This window comes from Halomonas getboli, from assembly GCF_023094245.1.
Taxonomy (GTDB): Bacteria; Pseudomonadota; Gammaproteobacteria; order Pseudomonadales; family Halomonadaceae; genus Halomonas; species Halomonas getboli.
Window position 1 is genome coordinate 63,036 of sequence record NZ_JALMEW010000004.1, and the last position, 24,440, is coordinate 87,475.

21 protein-coding genes and 1 tRNA gene are annotated in these 24,440 nt (G+C 69.0%); 18 read left to right on the forward strand and 4 right to left on the reverse strand.

Features of this window, described 5'->3' with window-relative positions:
- Positions 1 to 5: 5 nt before the first annotated feature.
- The 9 genes from MYL53_RS09730 to MYL53_RS09770 all read left to right on the forward strand — a co-directional run bounded on the left by MYL53_RS09730 (position 6) and on the right by MYL53_RS09770 (position 6,232).
- The gene (locus MYL53_RS09730; RefSeq protein ID WP_247853594.1) at positions 6 to 332 is read left to right on the forward strand and encodes a YnfA family protein; all 327 of its coding nucleotides are present in this window, start codon (positions 6 to 8) and stop codon (positions 330 to 332) included.
- A 286-nt stretch (positions 333 to 618) separates the two neighbouring features.
- The gene (locus tag MYL53_RS09735) at positions 619 to 840 is read left to right on the forward strand and encodes a hypothetical protein (protein WP_247853595.1); all 222 of its coding nucleotides are present in this window, start codon (positions 619 to 621) and stop codon (positions 838 to 840) included.
- A 302-nt stretch (positions 841 to 1,142) separates the two neighbouring features.
- Positions 1,143 to 2,369 carry a serine/threonine transporter SstT gene (sstT, locus tag MYL53_RS09740; protein ID WP_247853596.1) on the forward strand — a complete coding sequence of 409 codons (1,227 nt, stop codon included), beginning with the start codon at positions 1,143 to 1,145 and terminating at the stop codon, positions 2,367 to 2,369.
- 285 nt (positions 2,370 to 2,654) lie between these two features.
- Positions 2,655 to 3,182, forward strand: a complete 528-nt coding sequence (locus MYL53_RS09745; RefSeq protein ID WP_046079093.1) for a helix-turn-helix domain-containing protein — start codon at positions 2,655 to 2,657, stop codon at positions 3,180 to 3,182.
- Positions 3,179 to 3,901, forward strand: coding sequence for an AzlC family ABC transporter permease (locus MYL53_RS09750; RefSeq protein WP_247853597.1), 723 nt, complete (start codon positions 3,179 to 3,181; stop codon positions 3,899 to 3,901). The genes MYL53_RS09745 and MYL53_RS09750 overlap by 4 nt, the downstream gene beginning before the upstream one ends.
- Positions 3,898 to 4,242 (forward strand): AzlD domain-containing protein, encoded by a 345-nt coding sequence (locus tag MYL53_RS09755; protein WP_247853598.1) that lies wholly within the window; start codon positions 3,898 to 3,900, stop codon positions 4,240 to 4,242. The genes MYL53_RS09750 and MYL53_RS09755 overlap by 4 nt, the downstream gene beginning before the upstream one ends.
- 156 nt (positions 4,243 to 4,398) lie before the next feature.
- Positions 4,399 to 4,941 (forward strand): sigma-70 family RNA polymerase sigma factor, encoded by a 543-nt coding sequence (locus tag MYL53_RS09760; protein ID WP_247853599.1) that lies wholly within the window; start codon positions 4,399 to 4,401, stop codon positions 4,939 to 4,941.
- Positions 4,938 to 5,690, forward strand: coding sequence for an anti-sigma factor (locus MYL53_RS09765; RefSeq protein ID WP_247853600.1), 753 nt, complete (start codon positions 4,938 to 4,940; stop codon positions 5,688 to 5,690). Before MYL53_RS09760 ends, MYL53_RS09765 begins: the two co-directional genes overlap by 4 nt.
- A 110-nt stretch (positions 5,691 to 5,800) precedes the next feature.
- Positions 5,801 to 6,232: a DUF7282 domain-containing protein gene (locus tag MYL53_RS09770; protein ID WP_247853601.1), complete on the forward strand. Its 432-nt coding sequence runs from the start codon at positions 5,801 to 5,803 to the stop codon at positions 6,230 to 6,232.
- Between the two features lie 84 nt (positions 6,233 to 6,316).
- Here the strand turns inward: MYL53_RS09770 and MYL53_RS09775 are convergent, their stop codons facing one another.
- The 4 genes from MYL53_RS09775 to MYL53_RS09790 all read right to left on the reverse strand — a co-directional run bounded on the left by MYL53_RS09775 (position 6,317) and on the right by MYL53_RS09790 (position 11,835).
- Positions 6,317 to 7,627: a carbohydrate porin gene (locus MYL53_RS09775; protein ID WP_247853602.1), complete on the reverse strand. Its 1,311-nt coding sequence runs from the start codon at positions 7,625 to 7,627 to the stop codon at positions 6,317 to 6,319.
- Positions 7,628 to 7,769: 142 nt separating this feature from the next.
- A complete protein-coding gene (locus tag MYL53_RS09780) occupies positions 7,770 to 10,436 on the reverse strand; it encodes a bifunctional acetate--CoA ligase family protein/GNAT family N-acetyltransferase (RefSeq protein ID WP_247853603.1) in 2,667 nt (888 codons plus the stop codon).
- Between the two features lie 207 nt (positions 10,437 to 10,643).
- Positions 10,644 to 10,720: transfer RNA gene (locus tag MYL53_RS09785), tRNA-Ile, on the reverse strand.
- A gap of 77 nt (positions 10,721 to 10,797) precedes the next feature.
- Positions 10,798 to 11,835, reverse strand: coding sequence for a hypothetical protein (locus MYL53_RS09790; RefSeq protein ID WP_247853604.1), 1,038 nt, complete (start codon positions 11,833 to 11,835; stop codon positions 10,798 to 10,800).
- Between the two features lie 355 nt (positions 11,836 to 12,190).
- Between MYL53_RS09790 and MYL53_RS09795 the strand changes: the two genes are divergently transcribed.
- From MYL53_RS09795 to MYL53_RS09840, 9 genes are all read left to right on the forward strand, one after another.
- Complete coding sequence (locus MYL53_RS09795) at positions 12,191 to 13,750, forward strand: pyridoxal phosphate-dependent decarboxylase family protein (protein WP_247853605.1); 1,560 nt, start codon at positions 12,191 to 12,193, stop codon at positions 13,748 to 13,750.
- 18 nt (positions 13,751 to 13,768) lie between these two features.
- Positions 13,769 to 15,097 (forward strand): lysine N(6)-hydroxylase/L-ornithine N(5)-oxygenase family protein, encoded by a 1,329-nt coding sequence (locus tag MYL53_RS09800; protein WP_247853606.1) that lies wholly within the window; start codon positions 13,769 to 13,771, stop codon positions 15,095 to 15,097.
- Positions 15,094 to 16,266, forward strand: coding sequence for an MFS transporter (locus tag MYL53_RS09805; RefSeq protein WP_247853607.1), 1,173 nt, complete (start codon positions 15,094 to 15,096; stop codon positions 16,264 to 16,266). Before MYL53_RS09800 ends, MYL53_RS09805 begins: the two co-directional genes overlap by 4 nt.
- A gap of 3 nt (positions 16,267 to 16,269) precedes the next feature.
- Positions 16,270 to 18,744, forward strand: a complete 2,475-nt coding sequence (locus tag MYL53_RS09815) for a GNAT family N-acetyltransferase (protein WP_282103473.1) — start codon at positions 16,270 to 16,272, stop codon at positions 18,742 to 18,744.
- Between the two features lie 149 nt (positions 18,745 to 18,893).
- Positions 18,894 to 19,445 (forward strand): RNA polymerase sigma factor, encoded by a 552-nt coding sequence (locus MYL53_RS09820; protein WP_247853608.1) that lies wholly within the window; start codon positions 18,894 to 18,896, stop codon positions 19,443 to 19,445.
- An 81-nt stretch (positions 19,446 to 19,526) separates the two neighbouring features.
- Positions 19,527 to 20,294: a siderophore-iron reductase FhuF gene (gene fhuF / locus MYL53_RS09825; protein ID WP_247853609.1), complete on the forward strand. Its 768-nt coding sequence runs from the start codon at positions 19,527 to 19,529 to the stop codon at positions 20,292 to 20,294.
- Positions 20,291 to 21,244, forward strand: coding sequence for a helix-turn-helix transcriptional regulator (locus tag MYL53_RS09830; protein WP_247853610.1), 954 nt, complete (start codon positions 20,291 to 20,293; stop codon positions 21,242 to 21,244). The genes fhuF and MYL53_RS09830 overlap by 4 nt, the downstream gene beginning before the upstream one ends.
- Before the next feature lie 106 nt (positions 21,245 to 21,350).
- Positions 21,351 to 23,450, forward strand: a complete 2,100-nt coding sequence (locus tag MYL53_RS09835; protein WP_247853611.1) for a TonB-dependent siderophore receptor — start codon at positions 21,351 to 21,353, stop codon at positions 23,448 to 23,450.
- 197 nt (positions 23,451 to 23,647) lie between these two features.
- Positions 23,648 to 24,415 (forward strand): ATP-binding cassette domain-containing protein, encoded by a 768-nt coding sequence (locus MYL53_RS09840; RefSeq protein ID WP_247853612.1) that lies wholly within the window; start codon positions 23,648 to 23,650, stop codon positions 24,413 to 24,415.
- Positions 24,416 to 24,440 lie beyond the last annotated feature (25 nt).

Here is a 24,440-nt window from a genome sequence, read left to right on the forward strand (position 1 = left end):
GCGTCATGCTGACGCTGCCGATCTACCTCGCCGCCGCCCTGGCCGAGATCGCCGGCTGCTTCAGCGTCTGGGCCTGGTGGCGGCAGGGCGCCTCGGCGCTGTGGCTGCTGCCGGGGCTGGCCAGCCTGGCGCTGTTCGCCTGGCTGCTCAGCCTCTCCTCGGCCGACGTCGCCGGCCGCGCCTATGCCGCCTACGGCGGCGTCTATATCGTCGCCTCGCTGGCCTGGCTGTGGGCGGTGGAGCATCGCCTGCCCGACCGCTGGGATCTGCTCGGCGCCGCGCTGTGCCTGGCCGGCGCCGGGATCATCCTGCTGGCCCCGCGGGGCGGCTGAGCCTCCCTGTCGCCCCGCGGGGCGACAGCCACTCGACGTTTGTCGTAGAATCCTCCGGTTTTGCCGGTTTCCGGCTCGAAAGCCCAAGACGGGCGTTTTCTTGACGCCCATCACGGCATACAGCATGCGTTATTGCCTACGATGTCTGAGGTGATGGCCTACGGTCGGCGACGGCCCTCACCTGCTGTCATCGCTCGGCTCGCTGCGTATCGTGCGTGGCGGACATCAGCATGACCGCGGGATAGCGCCGCATGACCCATCGACCTCCACTACGACAGGCACGCTCATGGATGCATCGCCACCCGGCTCGATCCTCTACTCTCCCGGCCCTCACGACACCGACATCCTGCTGTGCGAGTGCGGCAACCTGGAAGTGATTCGCGGCGACGCCACCTGGCAGCGCTTCCAGCCGGATTTCGAGCGGGACGCCTGCCACTGCCTCGACTGCGATACCACCTTGCCCCTGAGCCGAAACGACGATCCCCGCCTGCATTTCCGCCATCCCTGAGTGACGCGGCCGGCGCTCTCGACGGGCCGCTCATCTGGCATGACACCCGGCATTCCACTGGCAACTCGCCCCTTGAACCTTGTTTCTTGCTGCCTTCAACCGAAACGAAGGTCGTAACCCCCATCCTTTTGCCCCGATGGTAGAATGCGCGCGCCTGCCCGGGACGACCCCCGGGCAAGGCATCGACAGGCCCTCGCCCCCTGTTTCTCTTCCACGCGCCAGCCCGCAGCGCCAGCACGTGGAGAGACGGCGGCCTCGGCGCCCGACACGTTCATGCACCCGTGATTCCACAAGAGACACAAATGATCGCTACCCTCAACACTCTGGGCCGTCCGCTGCTGCGGCTGGGGCTGATCCCCCAGATCGCGCTGGGCATCGTCGCCGGCGTCCTGCTCGCCACCCTCGCCCCCGATGCCGCCCAGTCGGTCGCCCTGCTCGGCCAGGTCTTCGTCTCCGCACTGAAGGCGGTGGCGCCGGTGCTGGTCTTCGTGCTGGTGGCGGCGGCGATCGCCAACCACCGCCAGGGCCAGCCGACCCATATCCGCTCGGTGCTGGTGCTCTACCTCGCCGGCACCCTGGTGGCGGCGCTGGTCGCCGTAGTGGCGAGCTTCGCCTTCCCCACCACGCTGGCACTGGACGCCCCTGCGGCCAGCGGCACGCCGCCCGGCAGCGTCAGCGAGATCCTGCGCAACCTGCTGCTCAACGCCGTGGCCAACCCGGTCGAGGCGCTGATGGAGGCCAACTTCATCGCCATCCTGGCCTGGGCCGTGGGCCTCGGGCTGCTACTGCGCCGCGCCGCGGACACCACCCGCACCGCGCTCAAGGACCTCTCCGACGCCGTCTCCGGCATCGTGCAGCTGGTGATCCGCTTCGCTCCGCTGGGCATCTTCGGCCTGGTCGCCAACACCCTGGCCGAGTCCGGCTTCGACGCCCTGCTCGACTACGGCCGCCTGCTGCTGGTGATCGTCGGCTGCATGGCATTCGTGGCGCTGGTCACCAATCCGCTGATCGTGTTCCTGAAGACGCGCCGCAACCCCTATCCGCTGGTGTTCACCTGCCTGCGCGGCAGCGCCATCACCGCCTTCTTCACCCGTAGCTCGGCGGCCAACATCCCGGTCAACATGGAGCTGTGCAAGCGTCTGAAGCTGCACGCCGACACCTACTCGATCTCGATCCCGCTGGGTGCGACGATCAACATGTGTGGCGCCGCCATCACCATCACCGTGACCACCCTGGCCGCTGCCCATACCCTGGGCATCCAGGTAGACTTCGTCACCGCGCTGCTGCTGTGCATCGTCTCGGCGCTGGCCGCCTGCGGCGTGTCCGGCGTGGCCGGCGGCTCGCTGCTGCTGATCCCGATGGCCGCCAGCCTGTTTGGCATCTCCGCCGACGTGGCCATGCAGGTGGTGGCGATCGGCTTCGTGATCAGTGTGGTGCAGGACTCCACCGAGACCGCGCTGAACTCCTCCACCGACGTGCTGTTCACCGCCGCGGCCTGCCGCGCCGACGGCGAGAACGACGTGGCCTGAACCTCGCCTGCCCGGCCGCTGCGGCGGCCGGGTACTCTTTTACTCTTTATCCTCTTCCCCCTTCTCTTTCCTCTCCTCCACTCCACGCTGCCTCTCCTGACTTCGCCTCCTGCCCCTTTTCCTTGACCGCACGCTTACGGCGTTCCCGGGCGCTTCGTTTCCTGCCACGGCTCCACGTACCGCTCTCGCTGGCCGGACAGTCGCTATTGACAGTCGCTCGTTCCTTTTATAGAACGTTCTTTATATCGAACGATTAGTGGACGCCACCTCACGCAGGGAGACACCATGGACCACCTCGCCCTCGGCACCCTGGGCCAGCATCTTCAGCGTCTGCGCCAGGAGCGCGGGCTGTCGCTGTCGCAGCTGGCCGCCGCCGCCGGCATCGCCAAGTCGAACCTGTCGCGCCTCGAGCAGGGCAACGGGAATCCCACGCTGGATACCATCTGGCGGCTGGCGGTGCAGCTGAACGTGCCCTTCGGCACCCTGGTGGCGCCGATCACCGTGCCCCTCGGCGAGGACGGCGTGCAGGTGCGGCTGATCGATCAGGGCCAGGGGAGCCGCCAGGTCGATGCCTACTGGATGCGCTGCGCGCCCCATACCGATCGCCATGCCGAGGGACACACCCCGGGCGCCACGGAATCGCTCACCGTGCTCAGCGGCGAGCTCGATGCCGGCCCCGAGGACGACCTGCGCACGCTGCACGCCGGCGACACCCTCGCCTTCAGCGCCGACCGCCCCCACCGCTATCGCACCGGCGAGCAGTGGGCGACGCTGATCCTGACCATCGTCTACGCCGAGAGGAAGACGTCATGATCGACCAGACGACCTCGGTGTCCTCTCGCCCCTGGCTGTCCGGCGTGCACGAGGCCTTTCCGCTGCTCGGCGGCTACGTGCCGGTGGCGATCTCGTTCGGATTGATCGCCGTTCAGGCCGGCTTCACGCCCTGGGAGGCGACGCTCATCTCGACGCTGGTCTATGCCGGCGCCTCGCAGTTCCTGTTCGTCGGCATGATCGCCGGCGGCGCGCCGCTGTGGCTGGCGGTGGTCATGACGCTACTGATCAACGTGCGCCATGCGGTCTACGGTCCCAATCTCGCGGCCTGGATGAACGCCAGCCGCTGGTGGCCCTGGCTGATGCACGGCCTGACCGACCAGATCTTCGCCCTGGCCCATCACCGCTTCCCGCAGCTGCCCGAAGCGCAGCGCCTGGGCTGGTTCGCCGGCGCCGCGCTGCTGGCCTGGGCCAGCTGGATCCTCGGCACCGTGCTCGGCGCCCTGGCCGGCGACTGGCTGATGGCGCGCTGGCCGCTGCTGGGCGAGATCCTGCCCTTCGCCCTGCCGGCGCTGTTTCTGGTGCTGGTGGCGCCGCGCTTCACCTCGAAGCGCTGGAGCCTGGCGCTGGCCATCAGCATCGGCGTGGCGATGCTCTGCACCCTGACCGACTACACCAACATCGGCATTCCCATCGCCGCCGGCTGCGGAGCACTGTGCTTCACCCTGATCCGCTTCACGCCGCACAAGGAGCCCTCATGAGTAGCGCCATGTGGATCGCCGTGCTGGCCTCGGCCATCGGCACCCTGCTGATTCGCCTGCTGCCGCTGCTGTGGATGCGGCGACGCCTGAAACGCCTCGACGGCGAGGACGGCGTCGAGGCCATGCCCCAGTGGCTCGCCCTGCTCGGCCCGATGATGATCGCCGCCGTGCTCGGCGTGTCGCTGGTGCCCCACCGGCTCGATGCCGTCGGCTGGCTGGCCTCGGCGATCGGCGTACTGGCGACCCTGGCCGTGTGGTATCGGCTGCGCTCGCTGGGCTGGCCGGTAGTGGCCGGCGTCGCCGCCTTCGGCGCGGTGATCCTTATCGCGGGCATGCGCTGACACCCGGCCCGGACGCGTGCAGCACCGAGAGCTCAGATTCGGGGCCGCAGCGTGGAAAGGCCGCGTCTTGACCGCCATGACGACGAGGCGGCAGTCTGCGCTGGCATGATGCCGCTCTCATCGGCCTCGACCATCGACATCAACAGGGAAGGTGGTATGTCCAGTGATCGCCTGCAGGAACTGCTCCAGCGCGTGACCCGACGCGACCGGCTGGCCTTCGCCGAGCTCTATGACGCCACCGCGGCGAAACTCTACGGCACCGTGCTGCGTATCCTGAGAGAGCGCAGCCGGGCCGACGACGTGGTGCAGGAGGTCTACGTGACCATCTGGCAGAAGGCCGAACAGTTCGACGCCGGCCGGGCTTCGGCGATCGCCTGGATGGCGAGCATCGCCCGGCACGCCGCCATCGACGAGCTACGCCGACGGCCCCGGGCGCCCCATGAGTCGGACGACGCCCTGGATCAGACGCCTTCCGACGCGCCCGGCGCCCGGGAGCACGCGGAGCGCGACGAGAACGCCCGCCGTCTGCATGCCTGCCTGGCCGAGCTGGAGGGCAGCCGTCGTGACATGGTGCGCCTGGCCTACCTGGACGGCTGGTCCCGGGCCGACCTGGCCGCCCACTTCGAGCAGCCGGTGAACACCGTCAAGACCTGGCTTCATCGAGCCCTCAAGCAACTCAAGGGGTGTCTGGCGTCATGACAGACCGCGACGACATCGACATGCTGGCCGCCGAGTACGTGCTCGGCACCCTGGACGCCGACGAGCGCGCCGAGGTCATGCAACGCCGCCAGGCCGACTCCGAACTGGACGCCCGCATCCTCGAGTGGGAGGCGCGCCTCGCCCCGCTCGGCGACGAGGTGGAAGCCATTGCACCGGGGCCGGACCTGCTGGCGAGGATCGAGCGGCGCATCGAGGCGATGGAAGTCACCTCGGGCACCGGCGAGCATGAAGGCAAGGTCTCCCAGCTCGATGCCCTGCGCCGCCGGCTGCGCTTCTGGCGCTGGAGCACCGGGCTCGCCTCCGCTGCGGCGGTCGCGCTGGCCGCGGTGCTGATCGCACCCGTCGGTCAGACGCCGAGCGAGGCTCCCTTCGTGGCCGTGTTCTCCCAGGACGACCAGCAGCCCGCCTTCATGCTCTCCGTGGATCTCGACAGCCGCCGCCTCAACGTGCGTCCGGTCACGGCCGAGCCGCTGCCGGACCGCGCCTATCAGCTGTGGATCAAGGACGCCTCGCTGGGGCCGAAGCCGCGCTCGGTGGGCGTTCTCAACGACGACCTGAGCCTGCCGACCGACGCCCTGAGCGACTTCGATCCCGAGCTGCTCAAGCGCGCCACCTTCGGCATCAGCATCGAGCCGCCGGGCGGTTCACCCACCGGCCAGCCCACCGGGCCCGCCATTCACGGCTACCTCTATCCCACCGATCGGGACGCCTCGGGGCAGAGGCTGTAATTTTTTCGCACCGAGGTGAAACCGCCATCGCGCCTCTCCCGTAGCTGTGAGCACGCCCATCCCAAACCCTTTGCTTCGATGGGGCGTGCTCAGCACTCAAGGAGAGAATGATGATGACCAAGTTCATGGCAAGCGCATTCGTATCCACCGCCCTGCTCGCCGGCGCTTCCCTGGCCCAGGCGGACATGCACGGCGACATGCACCCGCAGGTCTGGGCCGATGACCAGTCCGTCGCGAGCGGCTCCGTCACCGCGGAGAAGGTCACGGCGGGCAGCAACGGCTGGCTGGTGGTGCACCGCACCGACGACAGCATGAAGCCCGGCCCGGTCGTCGGCCATGCCCCGCTCAAGGAAGGCGAGAACATGGACGTCACCGCGCTGCTCACCGAAGACGTCAGCGCCGGCGACATGCTGATGCTGATGGTCCACGGCGAGGCAGGCGGCATGGAGCCCGGCGTGTTCGAGTACACCCTCGGCGCCTCGGAAGACGGCCCGATCAAGATGGACGGCAAGCTGGTGACGGCCACCATCACCGCGCAGTAAGCCGCCCGACAGAGCGCCAGAATAGCGAAGGGGCCCCGAGGGGCCCCTTTTTCATGCTTCGTTCTACGCGTTGCGCGCGCCGGCTCAGAAGCTGGCGGAAAGCGTGGTGCCCAGCACCCAGGCGTCGTCGACCGAATCCACCGCCGACGGGTTGGCCACGTACTGCAGGTTGGGGCGCACCGACAGGTAGTTCGTCAGGTTGACGCTGTAGTAGATCTCGGCATCGACTTCGTGGCCCTGGCGCGGCAGCGGCGAAAGCGCGCCGGCGGGCGTGGCGTTGTAGGCGCCGATGTAGTCGTCGACGTCGTCGTTGACGCGCAGATAGGCCAGGCCGATGCCGGCGTCGTCCTGCGGGCGAGCATCGAACGGGCCCTGGTAGGTGGCGCCGACCGACAGGTAGCGATCGATGCGCGCGGTGTCGCCGTGGTTGGCGTTGCCCATGCTGAACAGCGTCAGGCCGCGCTGCGGATCGCCGTCGCGCGCGGTCACCTGCTGCTGCACCACGTAGTAGAGGCCGGTGTTGGTGTCGCTGGTACGGCCGTCGAGATGATCGCCGTAGGCCCGGTTGTCCGCGTCGTGGGTGTAGAAGCCCAGCTTGTAGCTGCCCGGCAAACCGTTCAGGGTCGGCGTATAGCCGAGCTCCACCGGGAACAGCGTGCCCTCGGAATCGCTGGTGCGCAGGTCGAAGCCGTTGTCGTTGTCCAGGTTGCTGTCGTTGATGTCGAACACGCCGATCTGGGCGTACCAGTCGGGGGCGAAGTCGGCGCGGGCCACCGCGGCCCACTGCGCGATCGGCCAGTTGTAGATGTCGTTGCCCCAGTTGCCCGGCTGGGCGCCGCCGAAGGCCAGGTTCTGGAAGTGGCTGTCGATGCCGGCGAAGTCGTCGCCGAAGGGAATCCGCCCGAGCTTGAGCGTCAGGGCGTCGTCGAGCAGGCGCTGGCGATACCAGAACTGAGTCAGGCGGGTGACCGGGCCGCGGCCCTGCACTTCCTGCACCGAGGAGCCGCCGACCACGGCATCGGGATCGCTCAGCTGCTCGTTGACGCTGTGGCCGTTGCGGTTGGTGACGGTGATCTGCACGTCGGCGCCGGGCACGTCGAACAGCCGCTCCAGATCGACGTTGGCGCCCACGGCGAACTGGTCGGCGTACTTGAGGGTATGGCTGTCGCTGTAGCCGCCATCGAGGATCGACGCAGCCTCGCCGGTGTAGTCGAAGCTCAAGGCGACGCCCGCGTCCTCCAGCGCCGTGCGGTGGCCGTTCCAGTCGCCGAACATGTAGGGCGACGTCGGCGAGAAGGCCGGCGCGGCGTTGGCTGCCCCGGCGATCATGAAGCTGCCGATGATGGCGAGCGGGGCTCCGCCGGTCTTGATTCCCTTGAAGGCTTGCGATGGCATGGCGCGCCGATTCCTCTTTTACTTAGCGTGTTATCAATTTCAATGCAATGATATCGCTCGACGGCCGCGGAGGAAAGCCTTTCCTCCGCGCACAGCAAAAGAATCGACCAGAAATCATGCCCTTGGTGACAGAAACGCCCGTTCAAAGTCGCAGCGAGACGGTGACGGTCTCCGCGTCGCCGTCGCGGGCATCGGCGGTGAAGCCCAGCTCCTCGGCCATCTTCCGCATGGCGTGATTGACGCGCAGGATATCGGCGAATAGCTCGCGCACGCCCATCTCGCGGGCGTAGTCGATCAGCCGCTGCATCATCCGGTAGCCGAGCCCGGTGCCCTTCATGTCGCTGCGCACCATGATCGCGAACTCGGCGCGCTCCTTGTCCGGGTCGGCCGACAGCCGCACGACCCCGGCGATCGCCGCCTCCCCTTCCGGGATCGCCACGAAGGCCATCTCACGGTCGTAGTCGATCTGCGTCAGCCGGGCGGCGAAGGCGTGATCGAACTGACGGATGGCGGCGAAGAAGCGAAGCCGCACGTCGTCGGCCGAGGAATGGCGCAGCATCTCGACCAGCGCGGCCTCGTCCTCGGGTCGGATCGGCCGCAGGCAGTAGCGCGTGCCGCTTCGGGTCTCGATGAACTCCTCGAGCTGCTGCGGATAAGGCCGGATCGCTATCGGCGGACGCGCCTCGCCGGCCGGGCGGATCACGATCCGTGCGTCCAGCGCCATCACCCCGTCGGCGTCGGCCAGCAGCGGGTTGATGTCGAGCTCGGCCACGCTGTCCAGATCGCTGACCAGCTGGGAGAGCTTCACCAGCGCCAGCGTCAGCGCCTCGAGGTCCACCGCCGGGCGGTCGCGATAGCCGTGCAGCAGCCGCGAGACCCGGGTCGACTCGATCATGTCGCGGGCCAGCAGTGGGTTGAGCGGCGGCAGGCCGATCACCCGGTCGCCGATCACCTCCACCGCCGTGCCGCCCTGGCCGAACATCAGGATCGGTCCGAACACCGGGTCCTCGGCGATGCCGAGGATCAGCTCGTGGGCGCCGGGGCGGCGGATCATCGGCTGCACGTTGAAGCCGTCCAGCCGCGCCTCCGGGGCCTTTTGGCGGATCGCGGCCAGCATGTCCTCGGCGGCCCGGGTCACCGCCTCCGGCGAGGCCAGGTTCAACTGCACGCCGCCGACGTCGGACTTGTGCGAGATGTCCCGCGAAACGATCTTCAGCGCCACCGGCAGGCCCAGCGCCTTGGCCGCCTCGCCGGCCTCCGCTGGTGTGGCCACCCGGCGCGCGGGCACGGTGGGAATGTCGTAGGCGGCGAGCACCTCCGCCGCCTCGGGCTCGGTCAGCACCCGTCGGCCCTCGGCGCGCACGGTCTCGATGACCGCCTCGGCGCGGGCCCGGTCGGGGCTCACGCGCCTGGTGACCGCCGGCGGCGTGGCCATCAGCGCCTGCTGGCTGCGCCAGTACTGATGCAGGTGCCAGAAGGCACGAATGGCCTGCTCCGGCGTCTCGTAGGTGGGTATCTGGTGCTCGGCGAACAGGCGCCGCGCCGCCGTCGGCGTGGCGTCGCCCAACCAGCAGGTCAGGGTCGGCGGATGGCGCGGGCCGAGCGACTCGACCACCGCGCGGGCCGCGTCCAGGCGGTCGGCCACTGCCGTCGGGCAGTTGATCACCAGCAGCGCGTTGGCGTCGCCTCCGTCGTGCAGCGCCTCGAGGGCCTGGGCGTAGCGCGCCCCCGGCGCGTCGCCGAGGATGTCGAGCGGATTGCCCCGCGACCAGGCCTGGGGCAGCACGGCGTCCAGCCGCGTCAGGGTCGGCTCGGAGAGCTCGGCCAACTGGCCGTGCAGACCCTCCAGCGCGTCCGCCGCCAGCACGCCGATGCCGCCGCCGTTGGTGAGAATGACCAGCCGGTCGCCCTTGATGCGGATGCCGGTGGCCAGGGTTCCCGCGGCCTGGAACAGCTCGTCCAGGGAGTCGACCCGCAGCATGCCCGCACGGCGGAAGGCCGCGTCGTAGACCGCATCGGAGCCGGCCAGCGCGCCGGTGTGCGACAGCGCCGCCTTGGCGCCGGCGGCGCTGCGCCCGGCCTTGACCACCACCACCGGCTTGTTGCGCGAGGCGGTGCGCGCCGCCGAGAGGAACTTGCGCACGTCGGTGATCGCCTCGACGTAGAGCAGGATGGCCCGCGTCTTGGGGTCGAGGGCCAGGTAGTCGAGCATGTCGCCGAAATCGACGTCGCTCATCGCCCCCAGCGAGACCACGTGGGAGAAGCCGATGTTACGGGTCTTGGCCCAGTCGAGAATCGCGGTGGCCACCGCGCCGGACTGGGTGATGAAGGCCAGCTCCCCCGGCGGCGGCGTGAGATGGGCGAAGCTGGCGTTGATGCCGCGGTGCGGCGCCAGGATGCCCAGGCAGTTGGGCCCGACGATGCGCATCAGATAGGGCCGGGCGGCCTCCAGCACCGCCTGCTCCAGCGCCTGGCCCTCGGCGTGGCCGCCCTCGCCGAAGCCCGCCGTGATCACCACCGCCGCGCGGCAGCCGCGCTCGCCCAATTCATGCACCAGGCCCGGCACGCTCTGCGGCGGCGTGGCGATGATCGCCAGGTCCGGCGCCAGCGGCAGTTCGGCGACGCTGTGGTAGTTGAGGCTCGAGCGAATCGCCCGCTCGTGCGGGTTCACAGTCAGGATCGGCCCCTCGAACCCCGACGAATACAGGTTCTCGGCCAGCACCGCGCCCACCGACCCCGGCCGGTTGCTGGCCCCGATCAGGGCGATGGAAGACGGGTGGAACAGCGCATCCAGGTTGCGAATCGACATCGATATCTCCGCTCGGTCGGCGATGGGCCCGGGCGCCGAGTGCACGCCACGGAATGCGCCCGCCGGGCGGCGGGCCATCCCCGAGTATAGGAAGCGCCGACGGCGGCGAGATGACGAAGGTCAAGCGGAGGGTGTAGCGGAGAGACGCCGCAGTAACAACGAGAAGCTTCTAAAGCGCCGGAGTCATGAACCCGAGGACTTCGAGGATGGTGGGCCCAGCTGGACTCGAACCAGCGACCAAGGGATTATGAGTCCCCTGCTCTAACCAACTGAGCTATAGGCCCTTATCAGCGGCTGCGTATGATAGCGAAAGCCGCCGGCCGAGGCCAGCGGCTGCCGGGTCGAATCTGGCGTCGGCGCGTCACACCAGGCCGAGCACGGTGTAGGGCGCTTCGCAGGCATGGCGTTCGTCTCGCTCGTCGACGCTACCGAGCGCGAGGTTGCGGTCGTTGTCGTAGGCGACGAACAGCCGCTCGCGATCGAGCACGGCCAGGCCCTCGGCCTTGTGCTCGAACTCCAGCGGTTCGCCCTCGGGCGTGGTCACCAGCCTCGGCGTCACGCCGTCGCGGAACTCCTCCAGGCTCAGCTCCCACAGATAGCCACCGATGCGCTCCTCGCCGCCCTCTTCGACCTCGAAGCTGGTCAGCAGGTAGAGCCGGGCGTGATAGGGATCGTACTCCAGGCTCGAGAGCCCGCACGCGAAGCGCACGCCGTCCTGCTCGTGGGGCACGAAACGGAAGTGCTCGCGCAGGGCGTCGACGAACTCGATGTTGCCGCTTTCGGTGATCTGGTAGTGAGCACCCACCACGCGGCTGACGTACTCGAAGTCGTCGTGGGCGTTGCCCTGCTCGCGCACGCCGAACAGCAGCAGGCCATCGCCACGCTCGCCGGGCACCGTGGCCAGCCCCTCGAGCTTGTAGTAGGGAAAGCCGATGGCGAGATTGAGCTTGCGGCGCAGCTCCAGCGAGCCCTCCACCCCGTCGCGCGGATCGGGGTCCACCACCTGCACCGCCTCGGGGTGGCCGAGCGGCCAGATCAGCAGGTGGTTGTAGTCGTTCAGCCCGTGGCCCCGTTCCTCGATGCGGTCGAAGCCGGTCACCGCCAGCACGTGGCGGCCGTCGGTGGTCAGCGCGAAGTCCTCGTACTTCACCGCCTGCTGCAGCCGCGCGGCGGTGAGATATTCCAGCCGCGTGTCGTCGGGGCCCTCGGGCGTCAGCGGCAGGGCGAACACCGCGGAGCGCTCGTCGCCGGGCACCGGCTTGTCGCTGGCCATCAACAGCCGCTCGCCGTCGTACAGCACGGCGGAGATCTCGGTGTTGACGAGCTCGCCGGCCTCGTCGCGCAGGCCGGCGGGGAAGCAGTGGATCGTGCCTTGCTGAAGAATCCGGGCGTGGGCCATGGGTCGATCTCCGTCGGAAAATGTCGAGCCCGCTCAGACTAGTACGCCCGGCGGGCCGCACGCGATACGACACCGCCCACGCCGGGCCGTCTCCTTCTTCGCTGCGCATTTGCCTGCCCTCTCGCTCCTCTCTCCTCGCCCCTCTCTCCTCGCCCCTTTCTCCTCTCTCCTTTCTCTTCACCTTATACAAAAAATTCTCATTCGCGGTTCAGTTCTGCGCCTCGCCTGCGTCATCACTCCTGCACATGCCAATAATGATAAAGATTTTTATTCGCAAGGGAGCATCGTCTCGTGCTCGCGAGGCATCAGGCGCCGGGCCATGTGGGCCCGGCCAGGCAGACAGAACGAGGTGCCCATGACATCACGGATAGAAGCGCCCGGGCCGCGGCTCGGTACCGAGCCCGCCCCGCTGGCATCCCATCAGCTGTTCAACGCCCATCACGCCGAGGCCTACTGGCAGCAAGCGACCCGCTGCATCGACCTGGTGCGGCGCAAGGTCGCCGAGGTCGAGCGGCCCTTCACCGGCGCCCGGCCCGAGGAGCTGCGCGGCCGCTTCGAGGCCATCGACCTCGACGCGCCGCTCGGCGAGCTGCGACCGGCCCTGGAGGAGCTGGAGCACGTCTATCTGGACGACGCCGTTTATTTCCATCATCCGCGCTACGTGGCCCACCTGAACTGCCCCGTGGTGCTGCCGGGCGTGCTCGCCGAGGCGATCCTGGCGCCGATCAATTCCTCGCTGGACACCTGGGACCAGAGCGCCGGCGGCACCTTCATCGAGCAATCGCTGATCGACTGGACGGCGGAGCGCATCGGCCTCGGCGAGGACGCCGACGGCGTGTTCACCAGCGGCGGCACCCAGTCGAACCTGATGGCGCTGATGATCGCCCGCGACCATCATGGTGCCCGCCAGGACCGCCCCGGCGGAAACAAGCAGCAGGGCCTGCCGGCGGACCATCGGCGGCTGCGCATCCTCGGCTCCGAGCTCAGCCACTTCAGCCTGCAGAAGTCGGCGGCGATCCTCGGGCTCGGCTACCAGGCGGTGATGCCGGTGGCCACCGACGCGGACTACCGCATGGACCCGCAGGCGCTCAAGGCACGCCTCGAGGAGTGCATCGCCCTCGAGCTGATCCCGATCGCGGTGGTGGCCACCGCCGGCACCACCGACTTCGGCAGCATCGACCCGCTCGAGGAGATCGCCGCGCTGTGCCGCGAGCACGGCATCTGGCTGCACGTCGACGCCGCCTACGGCGGGGGGCTGCTGTGCTCGCGCCGCGAGCGCCACCGCCTGGCCGGCATCGAGCACGCCGACTCGGTCACCGTCGACTACCACAAGACCTTCTTCCAGCCGGTGAGCTGCAGCGCCTTCCTGGTGCGCCGCGGCAGCGACCTGCGCCACGTCACCCATCACGCCGACTACCTGAATCCCGAGAGCCAGGCGCTGGCCGGCACCCCGGACCAGGTCAACAAGAGCCTGCAGACCACCAAGCGCTTCGACGCCCTGAAGCTGTGGATGACGCTGCGCATCATGGGCGCCGACGCCCTGGGCGAGATGCTCGAGCGGGTCATGGACCTGGCCGGCGAGGCCCACGCGCGGCTGTCCGCCCGGCCGGACATCGAGGTGCTGCTCGAGCCGCCGCTCAGCACCCTGATCTTCCGCTACCGGCCCGTGGACCTCGACCTGGACGACGCGTCGCTGGACGCCCTCAACGCCCACGCGCGCGCCGCCCTCTCGCGCCACGGCGAGGGGGTGGTCGCCGCCACCCGGGTGAATGGCCATCGCTACCTGAAGTTCACCCTGCTCAACCCGGAGACCCGCGTCGACGACCTCACCGCCATCGTCGAGCGCATCGTCGCCCACGGCCGCGCCTGGTGCGACGGCGCCGCCTCCTCCCCGGCGCACGCCGTCGCCTCCTGACACTCGCGAGATTTCCCCATGACCCAGCACGTTCACGACTTCATCGCCATCGGCCTCGGGCCCTTCAACCTGGGGCTGGCCTGCCTGACCGACCCCGTCGAGGAGCTCGACGGGCTGTTCCTCGAACGCCGCGACGGCTTCGACTGGCACCCCGGCATGCTGCTGGAGGACGCCACCCTGCAGACGCCCTTCCTCGCCGACCTAGTGACCATGGCCGACCCCACCAGCCGCTTCAGCGTGCTCAACTACCTGAAGCAGCAGGGCCGGCTCTACCACTTCTACATCCGCGAGAGCTTCTTCCTGCTGCGCAACGAGTACAACCGCTACTGCCAGTGGGCGGTGGCACAGCTCGACAGCGTGCGCTTTTCCACCGAGGTGGAGCGGGTCGAGTTCGATGACGCCAGCGGCCTCTACCGCGTGAGCTGCCGCGACACCAAGAGCGGTGAGGCCCGCGAGTATCTGGCCCGCCACCTGGTGCTCGGCACCGGCACCGCGCCCTGGCTGCCCGAGGGCTGCCGCGACGTCGAACCGCGTCCGCTGCACTCCAGCGAGTACCTCGCGCACAAGGCCGAACTGCAGCGCCAGCCGGCGATCACCGTGGTCGGCAGCGGCCAGAGCGCGGCCGAGATCTACCGCGACCTGCTCGCCGACATCGACCGCTTCGGCTACCGGCTCGACTGGATCACCCGCTCGCCGCGCTTCTTCCCGCTGGAGTACACCAAGCTGACCCTGGAGATGACCTCGCCGGACTACATCGACTACTTCCACGCCCTGCCGGAGGCGACGCGCAACGCCCTGACGCAGGAGCAGAAGGGCCTCTACAAGGGCATCAACGAGGACCTGATCAACGACATCTACGACCTGCGCTATGCCAAGGAGCTGGTCGGCGAGGTGCGCTCGGAGCTGTTCACCAACGCCCGTCTCGAGACCTGCCGTTTCGATGCCGAGCGCGGCGAGTACGACCTGACCCTGTGGCACACCGAGCAGCAGCGCCACTATCGCCATCGCACGACGGCGCTGGTCATGGCCACCGGCTATCGCTACCACATGCCGGACTTCCTGGCGCCGATCGCCTCGCGCATCGCCTTCGACGAGGCCGGGCGCTTCGCGGTGGGTCGCTTCTACGACATCGACGGCGGCAAGGGCCAGCTGTTCGTGCAGAACGCCGAGCTGCACACCCACAGCCTGGCGGCGCCGGATCTCGGCATGGGCGCCTACCGCAACGCCTGCCTGATCCGGGCCATGACCGGGAAGGAGATCTACCCGGTGGAGCGACGCATCGCCTACCAGCGCTTCGGCGCGCCCGACGAGGCGGTGTTCGAACCCGAACGCGCGGAGCCCGCATGACCCCGACGCCCTGGCTGGTGGCGGTGACCGCGGTGGCGGTGATCAGCGATGCCATGCTGCTGCCCTTCTACCCGCAGTTCTTCGCCGCGCGCTTCGGCGTGACGGACCCGTCCCACGTCGGCGCCTACCTGGCGATGAGCTGCCTGGTGGTGCTGGTGGCGCTGCCCGGCTGGGCGCGCCTAGCGCGCCGGGTCGGCACGCTGCGGCTGCTGCTGGTCACCCAGCTGGTGGCAGGGCTGCTCAGCCTCTCCTGCGCCGTGGTGACCTCGCTGCCGTGGTTCTGGGGCCTGTCGCTGGCGATGCTGGTGGCCAAGGCCAGCTACCTGCTGGTCTACCCCTACCTGATGCACTTCGAGCCCCAGGATCGCCACGCGACCCTGATCGGCACCCTCTCGGTGGTGGTGCACGCCGGCGGCATCCTCGGCGCCGTGGTCGGCGGCCTGGTGCTGGAGCACTGGGCCGCGGCCCAGGTGTTCCGCGTGATGGCGGTGGGCGACGCCCTGCAGGTCGCAGTCTGCGCCTGGCTGATCCGCCGCGGCCGCGCGCCGCATGCGGCCCCCGCCACCGAGCGGGCGCCGGCCTCCAGCGGCGCCATCCTGCGCCTGGGCCTGGTGATGCTGCTGTTCTACTTCAGCGCCACCCTGGCACGGCCGTTCTTCGCCCGCTACTGGGAGCTGGCCTCCGGACTCTCCGGCGAGGTGCTGGCGGGCGCGGTGTTCGCCATCCCCGGCGCCGTGGCGGTGGTCCTGCTGGCGCTCGACCTGCTCGCGCGCCGCTCCGCCGGACAGGCCATCCTGCTGCCGCTGGCCGTCGGCCTCGCCGGCCTGCTGCTGCAGGCCAGCGGCGAGGTCGCCGCCATCCTGGCCGGCCGGGTGCTGTTCGGCTGGGCGCTGTTCCGCATCACCGTACGCCTGGAGCTGCGCCTGTTCCGGCTCAGCACGCCCGACCGCTACGCCAGCGACTTCAGCAAGGTCCACGTCTTCCAGGGCCTCGGCGTGCTCGTGGCCTCCTGGGGCGCCGGCCGCCTGGTCGAGGCCTTCGGGCTGACCGCTCCCTTCCTCGTCGCCGCGACCGGCCTGGTGCTGTGCGCCCTGGCCTACCGGCGGCTGCTGGCCGGCGCCGAGTCGCGCCCGGCCGTCGCATCCGATTCCGTTTCTGCAAGGACCTGATCCATGACCCTGTTCCAACCGACGCCGACCACCCAGCCCCTCTACTCGCGCCATGCCCAGGGGCTCGGTACCTTCTCGCTGCGCCCGCTGCACCTGCCCGAGGACCTGGCGCTGATCCACGAGTGGGTCACCGCCCCGCGCGCCCACTTCTGGGGCATGCAGGGCCACACGCCGGAGCGCGTGCAGGCCTTCTATCGCGAGCTTCAGGAGAGCGAGCACGCCCAGGGCTACCTGGGGCTGCTCGACGGCAAGCCGGCCTTCCTGGTCGAGTGCTACGACCCGCGCCACGACCCCATCGGCCGGCACTACGACGTCGCCGAGGGCGACCGCGGGATGCACTTCCTGGTAGCCCCGGCCGAGACGCCGCTGCCCGGCTTCAGCACCCAGGTGATCACCGCCATCCTGGCCTTTATGTTCGACGATGTGGGCACCCAAAGGGTGGTCGTGGAACCGGACGTCAATAATCGCCAGATCCATCCGCTCAACCGCCGGGTCGGCTTCGTCTACGACCGCGAGGTCGAGCTCGAGGACAAGACCGCCCACCTGGCCTTCTGCGACCGCCAGGGCTTCGCCGCGGCGGTGAGCCGGCAGAGCCCGCGCCTGGCTCCGGCCCTCGCCGCCGATCCGGCCCGCGCCGCCGGCCACCTGCGCCCCGAGCTCTGGGCCCGCGCCAACCGCTGGCTGATCCGCAAGGCGATCGCCGAGTTCACCCATGAGAAGCTGCTGGCGCCCGAGGCGCTGTCCGTCGACGCGGGCGGCCATGGCGACTACCGCCTGACCGCCCCGGACGAGGGCGGCATCGAGTACCGCTTCCGCGCCCGTCGCCGGGCGCTGGATCACTGGGCGATCGCGCTAGACTCGCTGGAGAAGCGCGTCGACGGCGCCCCCGCCGAGCTCGACGCCCAGCAGTTCATCCTCGAGTTCCGCGGCCCGCTCGGCATCGGCGAGGCGATGCTGCCGCTCTACCTGGAGGAGGTGGCGAGCACCCTGTTCGGCGGCGCCTACAAGCTCGACGGCACCCGCCCGGACGCCGCGGGCCTGGTCGACGCCGACTTCCAGACCCTGGAGGCCGCCATGACCGAGGGCCATCCGGTGTTCGTGGCCAACAACGGCCGCATGGGCTTCGACGCCGTGGACTATCACGCCTACGCGCCGGAGGCCGCCGCGCCGATCACCCTGGTGTGGCTCGCCGTGCACCGCGAGGACGCCCACTACAGCGCCATCGAGGGGCTCGACTACGAGGCCCTGCTGATCGAGGAGCTCGGCGAGGCGACGCTGGCCGACTTCCACCGCCGTCTAGAGGCCCGCGGGCTCGACCCCGCCGACTACCTGCTGATGCCGGCGCATCCGTGGCAGTGGTTCCACAAGCTGGCCATCACCTTCGCCGGCGAGGTGGCACGAAACCGCATCGTCTGCCTGGGCTACGGCAGTGACCAGTATCGCGCCCAGCAGTCGATCCGCACCTGGTTCAACGTCAGCCAGCCGAGCCGACGCTACGTGAAGACCGCGCTGTCGATCCTCAACATGGGCTTCATGCGCGGCCTGTCGCCGAGCTACATGCGCGCCACGCCGGCGATCAACGACTGGATCAAGGCCCTGGTCGACGGCGACCCGGAACTGCGCGCCCAGGGCTTCACGGTGCTGCGCGAGGAGGCCGCCATCGGCTTTCGCCGCGACGCCGTCGAGCCGGCCTTCGACACCTACAGCGCCTACAAGAAGATGCTCGCCTGCCTGTGGCGCGAGAGCCCGGTGCACTATCAGCAGGACGGCCAGCGGCTGATGACCATGGCCGCGCTGCTCCACGTCGACGGCGACGAGCGGGCGCTGCTGCCGAGGCTGATCGCGCGCTCGGGCCTCGCCACCGAGGACTGGCTGTCGCGCTACCTGCGGGCCTACTTCCGCCCGCTGCTGCACTGCTTCTTCGCCTATGACCTGGTGTTCATGCCCCACGGCGAGAACCTGATCCTGCAGCTCGAGGACGGCGTGCCGACCCGCGCGATCATGAAGGACATCGCCGAGGAGATCGGCATCATGAACGTCGACGCCGAGCTGCCCGAGGCCATCGCCCGCATCGCCGTGGAGGTGCCGGAGCCGCTCAAGGTGCTGTCGATCTTCACCGACGTCTTCGACTGCTTCCTGCGCTTCATGTCGGCGATCCTCGTCGAACAGGGCGACATCGGCGAAGCCGGCTTCTGGCAGCAGGTCGCGAACTGCGTGATCGACTACCAGCGGGATCATCCCGAGTTCGCCGACAAGTTCGCCCGTCACGACCTGTTCGCTCCGGAGTTCACCCGCTCCTGCCTGAACCGGCTTCAGCTCAACGACCACCAGCAGATGATCGACCTGGCCGATCCGGCCAAGAACCTGCAGTTCGCCGGCACCCTCGACAACCCGATCGCCGCCTACCGCCCCGCCGACTCGGCGCGCGAGGAAGATCATGAGCCAGCTCGTGAGGAGGTCGAGGCCACGTCGAGCTGATGCAACGTCTCGCTAGACGGCATGCTCGACTCGACGTCAGCGAGCGCACGCTTCGCCCAGGAATATCGTTCCTGGGCGATCTAATTTGGTAATGAGAATTATTATTAAATATAATCGTCGTTCCGGCACACTTTCGGAGCGCTTCACGAATGGACTCCCCGACCCTCGATACCCTGTTCCGCGCCCACGCCCGGGACATCACCGCCTTCCTCAGGCACCAGCTGCCCCGCCCCGACCTGGCCGAGGACCTGTGCCAGGAGGTCTTCCTGCGCCTCGGCCGACAGCGGACCGATCAAACGCACTCCGGCCGAGACGCTTCCGGCACGCTGCTGGAACAGCCCCGCGCCTACCTGTTCCGCATCGCCCGCAATCTGCTGATCGACCATCACCGCCGCGGCCAGTCCCGACCCGGCGACCGGCCGCTGGAGGACGACGACGTTCCCTGCCTGGCCTGCCCCTACGCCGCCAGCTACTCGGACCCCGAGGCCGCCACCGAGCGCCGGCTGTGCCGCCGCGGCCTCGAGCAAGCCATGGCGGGCCTGCCTCCGCGCCTGCGCCAGGCGCTGGTCTGGCACCGCCTGGAAGGCCTTTCCCAGGCCGAGATCGGCCGCCGGCTGGGCGTCTCGGAGCGCATGGCGGGGCGCTACGTGGCCCAGGCGATCGGCCGCTGTCGCGAGCAGCTGATCGGCACGGCGTCCTGATGACGACCACGCAGACGACACCTTTGATAACGATTCCCATTTGATTTACGATGCACCGACGCTTCTTCCGGTGAATGCGCCATGACCCTCGCGCTGTCGCAGTTCTATCTCGGTCCCCTCGATTTCCTGACGCCGCCTCGCGTCGAGGCCACCCCCGGCGCGGACACCCTCCCCGCACATCGCCTTCTCGACCCAGCCAGGCTGGATGCGCTGTTCACGCGTTTCGGCGCCCAGTACGGCCACGGCGACCGCCGGGCCGTGGCCTCGCTGTGGTCCAAGTGGCACTTCTCTGCCCTGGCGGCTCACGGCCTGGCGGCCAACCTGCTGCTCGAGCGCGACCTGCCGCTGGCGCTGGACGATCTGCATCTGATCCAGACGGACGAAGGCCAGACCGCCGGCTTCAGCCTGCGCCACGCCGGTCGGCCGCTCGCCGAGCTCGACGGCCTCGGCCGCTTCGCTACCCTGATCGACACCCATCTGACGCCGCTGATCGAGGCCCTGGCCGCGGCTTCCGGCGCCTCGCCCAAGGTGTTCTGGAGCAACGCCGGCAACTATGTCGAGCACTTCACCAACGCCCTCGCCGACCATCCCATGGCCTCGGCGAACACGGTCGAGCCCGCCCGGGCGCTGATGGCCAGCCGTCACCTGCCCGACGGGCGCCGCAACCCGCTCCATCAGCCGGTGCGCTACGTGGAGCCCGCCACTCCCGAGGCCCCGAGCCGCATCCGCCGCCTGTGCTGCATCCGCTACCTGCTCGACGATCTCGGCTACTGCGCCAACTGCCCGCTGGAGTGCCGGCAGAAGGCCAAGATCGAGCGTGCCTCGGCACAGGAACGCCAGGCGTCATGAGCGCCGCGTCCGGCGTGCGCCAGCATACCGCCCGCGATTTGCAGGCCTACGGACGACGCTACGGCATCGACTATTGGGTGCCGGATCTCGGCGCCCGCGACGAGGACCCTGTGGTACGCGGCAAGGTCCACGAGCTGTCGCTGGGCCAGGGCATGGAGCTGGTGGCCTCCGATGTGGAGGTGCTGCACCGCTACGATTCCCGCTCCCGCGCGGCCTCGCCGCTGTCGATCGTGGTCATGCTGGAGGGCCGCGCCGACGTCAGCCTCGAGGACCGCACCCTGACGCTGACGCCCGGCATGGCACTGAGCCTGCGCCTCGACGGGCACCACGGCCTGCAGGCGACCCAGCCCGCCGGCCAGCGCCTGCGCGCCCTGACCCTGGGGCTCGGCGAGGATCGGCTGGCCGAGCTGGGCACGACGCTGCCGAGCGCGAGCGGCTCGCGGATGCATGCCTGGCGACCGCCGAGCGCGCTGCTGCAGGGGCTCGAACAGGCACTGGCCACGCCGCTTCCCGCGCCAGCCCAGACGCTGCTGCTCGAGGGTCTGGGGCTTCAGCTGCTGGCCCACGGCCTGCCCCAGGCGACGCACGACGCGGCGAGCTCCGATGCCACTCCCCCAACACGCCTGCCCCCACGGGAGCGCCAGCGCCTCGAGCGGGTGCGCGCCGCCCTGGAAGACGATCCCGCGGCCGAGCATCGCCTGGAATCGCTGGCCAAGCTCGCCGCCATGAGCCCCGCCAGCCTGCGCCGCAAGTTCCGCGCGGCCTTCGGCACAAGCGTCTTCGACTACCTGCGCGACTGCCGGCTGCGCCTGGCCCACGACTACCTGAGCCGCGGCTCCAGCGTGCAGCAGGCCGCCCACTTCTGCGGCTATCGCCATGCCAGCAACTTCGCCACCGCCTTCCGCCGCCGCTACGGCATCTCGCCGAGTTCCCTGACGATGGCCTCCTGATCACCGCGCATAGACGAGAGAGCGTTGCGCATACCTCGCCACGGCCTTCAAAAAGCAATAATTCTCATTACTTAACAACACCTCTTCTCGTCACAGGAACTCTTGCATGCCGACCCCACGCCCCCTGGCGCTGGCCATCGCCCTCGCCGCCGCCGGTATCACCGTTGCCGCCCAGGCCCAGGAACACGATCAGGACGCCGAAAGCCTCTCCATCGTGACCGTCACCGCCCAGGCGGCGACCAAGACCGAGACCCCCTTCAACGAGACGCCGCAGGCCACCTCGCGGGTCGAACGGGAGGAATGGGAAGAACGCGGCGCCGAGTCGGTACAGCGAGCCCTGAACTACACGCCGGGGGTCTATTCCAACCAGGTCGGCGCCTCCAACCGCTACGACTACATCGTGCTGCGCGGCTTCTCCGACGGCAGCCTGAGCAACACCTTCCTCGACGGCCTCAAGCTGATGGGGGACGCCAACTCCTACAGCTCGCTGGTCATCGATCCGTACTTCCTCGAGAGCATCGAGGTGGTCAAGGGGCCGGCCTCGGTGCTCTACGGCCGCGCCTCCCCCGGCGGCCTGGTATCGCTGACCAGCAAGCGCCCCGAGTTCGAGCGCTCGGGCCAGATCCAGCTCGGCGTCGGCAACAACGCTCAGCGCAGTGCCGCCTTCGACCTCACCGGCCCGCTGGACGACGAGCGCCGGGTCGCCTATCGCGTGACCGGCCTGGCCGAGAGCGCCGACACCCAGTTCGACCATGTGGAAGAAGAGCGCTATGCCATCGCACCCCAGCTGACCTGGGACATCACCGACGACACCAGCCTGACCCTGCATGCCTATCTGCAGAAGGATCCGGAGGGCGGCTACCATTCCGGCGTGCCCTATGAGGGCGCCGTCGACAGCCGCAACGGCCGCCACATCGACAACACCTTCTTCGATGGCGAGGAAGACTTCGACAAGTTCGAGCGCACCCAGCGGCTGTTCGGCTACGACCTGGAACACCGCTTCAACGACGACTGGACGGGGCGCCAGAAGCTGCTCTACCTCAATACCGACGTGACCATGAACCAGGTCTACGGCTACGGCTGGGCCAGCGACACCGAACTCAACCGCTACTACGCCGGTGGCGAGGAGTCCATGGAAGCCTGGACCCTCGACAACCAGCTCGAGGCGCGGCTGAGCAGCGGGCCCGTGGACCATACCCTGCTGGTCGGCGCCGACTATCAGCATCGCGAGACCGACGTGACGTGGACCTCGGGCGCCTTCCCCAGCCTCGACGCCTTCCACCCCGAGTACGGCGCCGAGCCGGTCGGCGACATCGCGACCGTCAGCGACGAACGCCACGAGCTGAGCCAGACCGGCTTCTACCTGCAGGACCAGATGGCCTACGATCGCTGGCGCCTGACCCTGGGCGGGCGCTACGACAGCGTCTCGATCACCAACGAGCAGAAGCTGGCCGGCAACGACGATACCCTCGACGAGACCTACTTCAGCGGCCGCGCCGGCCTGCTCTACCTGTTCGACAACGGCGTGGCGCCCTACATCAGCTACAACACCGCCTTCACGCCGACCAGCTTCGTCGATGCCAATGGTGACGTGCTCGAACCGATGGAAGGCGAACAGCTCGAGGCCGGCCTGAAGTACCAGCCCAACGGGACGCAGGACCAGTACAGCGTGTCGCTGTTCCACATCGAGCAGGACAACGTCGCCACCAAGGAGCAGCCCACCGACCCTTACCGCTCCATCGGCGAGATCGAATCCCAGGGCGTCGAGCTCGAGGCCCGCACCCAGCTGACCGACAGCTTCCGCCTCCAGGCCAGCTACAGCTACACCGACATCACCTACGCCAAGAGCGACGACGACAGCGAGGAAGGCAGTCACGCCATCTACGCGCCGCGCCACATCGCTTCCGTGTGGGGCTCCTACGCGGTCCAGGACGGCACCCTCGAGGGCCTCGGTGCCGGCCTCGGCGTGCGCTACCACGCCGACATCCAGGCCGACCGGGCCAACACCGAGCAGGTGCCGGACTACACCCTGGTCGACGCCGCCCTCAGCTACGACCTCGGCCAGCTCGGCCTGGACGGCGTCAACGCCCGCCTCAACGTCAACAACCTGCTGGACAAGGACTACGTGGCTTCCTGCAACTCCCTGCAGTACTGCTACTTCGGCGCCGAGCGCAGCGTGAAGGCGACCGTCAGCTACGACTTCTGACCGCGTCGACACGACAGCCAGCATGACCACCGGCGGCCCTCGGGCCGCCGGTGTCGTCTGCACCGCACGTCGTTGCCGCACCTTGCCCAGCGGCATAAACATTGATAACCATTCTTATTGCGAGTACTCTCACGCGGGTGTGCGGCGCCGCTCCTCCATTCGACGGCACCGTGCCGAGACGACCCACGGAGCCCACCATGTTCGACGTCCAGGCCGCGACCTTCGAGGTCAACGGCAAACGCCTGTTGTACCCCACCGACCTGCGCTTCGAGGAAGGCCGGGTTCATGGCCTGATCGGTCACAACGGCTCCGGCAAGTCGACGCTGCTCAAGCTGCTGGCCCAGCAGCAACCCGCCAGCCAGGGCGTCATCCGCTTCGACGATCGCCCCCTCGGCGACTGGGGCCACCGCGAGTTCGCCCGCCAGGTGGCCTACCTGCCCCAGCACCTGCCCAGCGCCGAGACCCTGACCTGCCGCGAGCTGATCGCCTTCGGCCGCTATCCGTGGCGCGGCCTGCTGGGCCGCCATACCCGCGAGGACCGCGAGCAGGTCGAACGCGCCATCGCCCTGACCCATACCGAGGCCTTCGCCGACCGCCTGGTGGATACCCTCTCCGGCGGCGAGCGCCAGCGCGTTTGGCTGGCCATGCTGCTGGCCCAGGGCAGTCGTTTCCTGCTGCTCGACGAGCCGCTGGCGGCGCTGGACATCGCCCATCAGGTCGAGGTGCTGGCCCTGACCCGCCGGCTCTCCCAGGAGCTGGGCCTCGGCGTGATCATCGTGCTGCACGACATCAACATGGCCTCGCGCTACTGCGACCGCCTGGTGGCACTGCACGGCGGGCGAGTGCTGGCCCAGGGCACGCCGGCAGAGATGATGACCGACGACACCCTGGAAGCGATCTATGGCATCCCCATGCACGTGATGCGTCATCCCGTCGGCGAGCATCGGGTCGCCATCGCCCACTGATTCCGTCGCCTACGCGTCGCCCGCC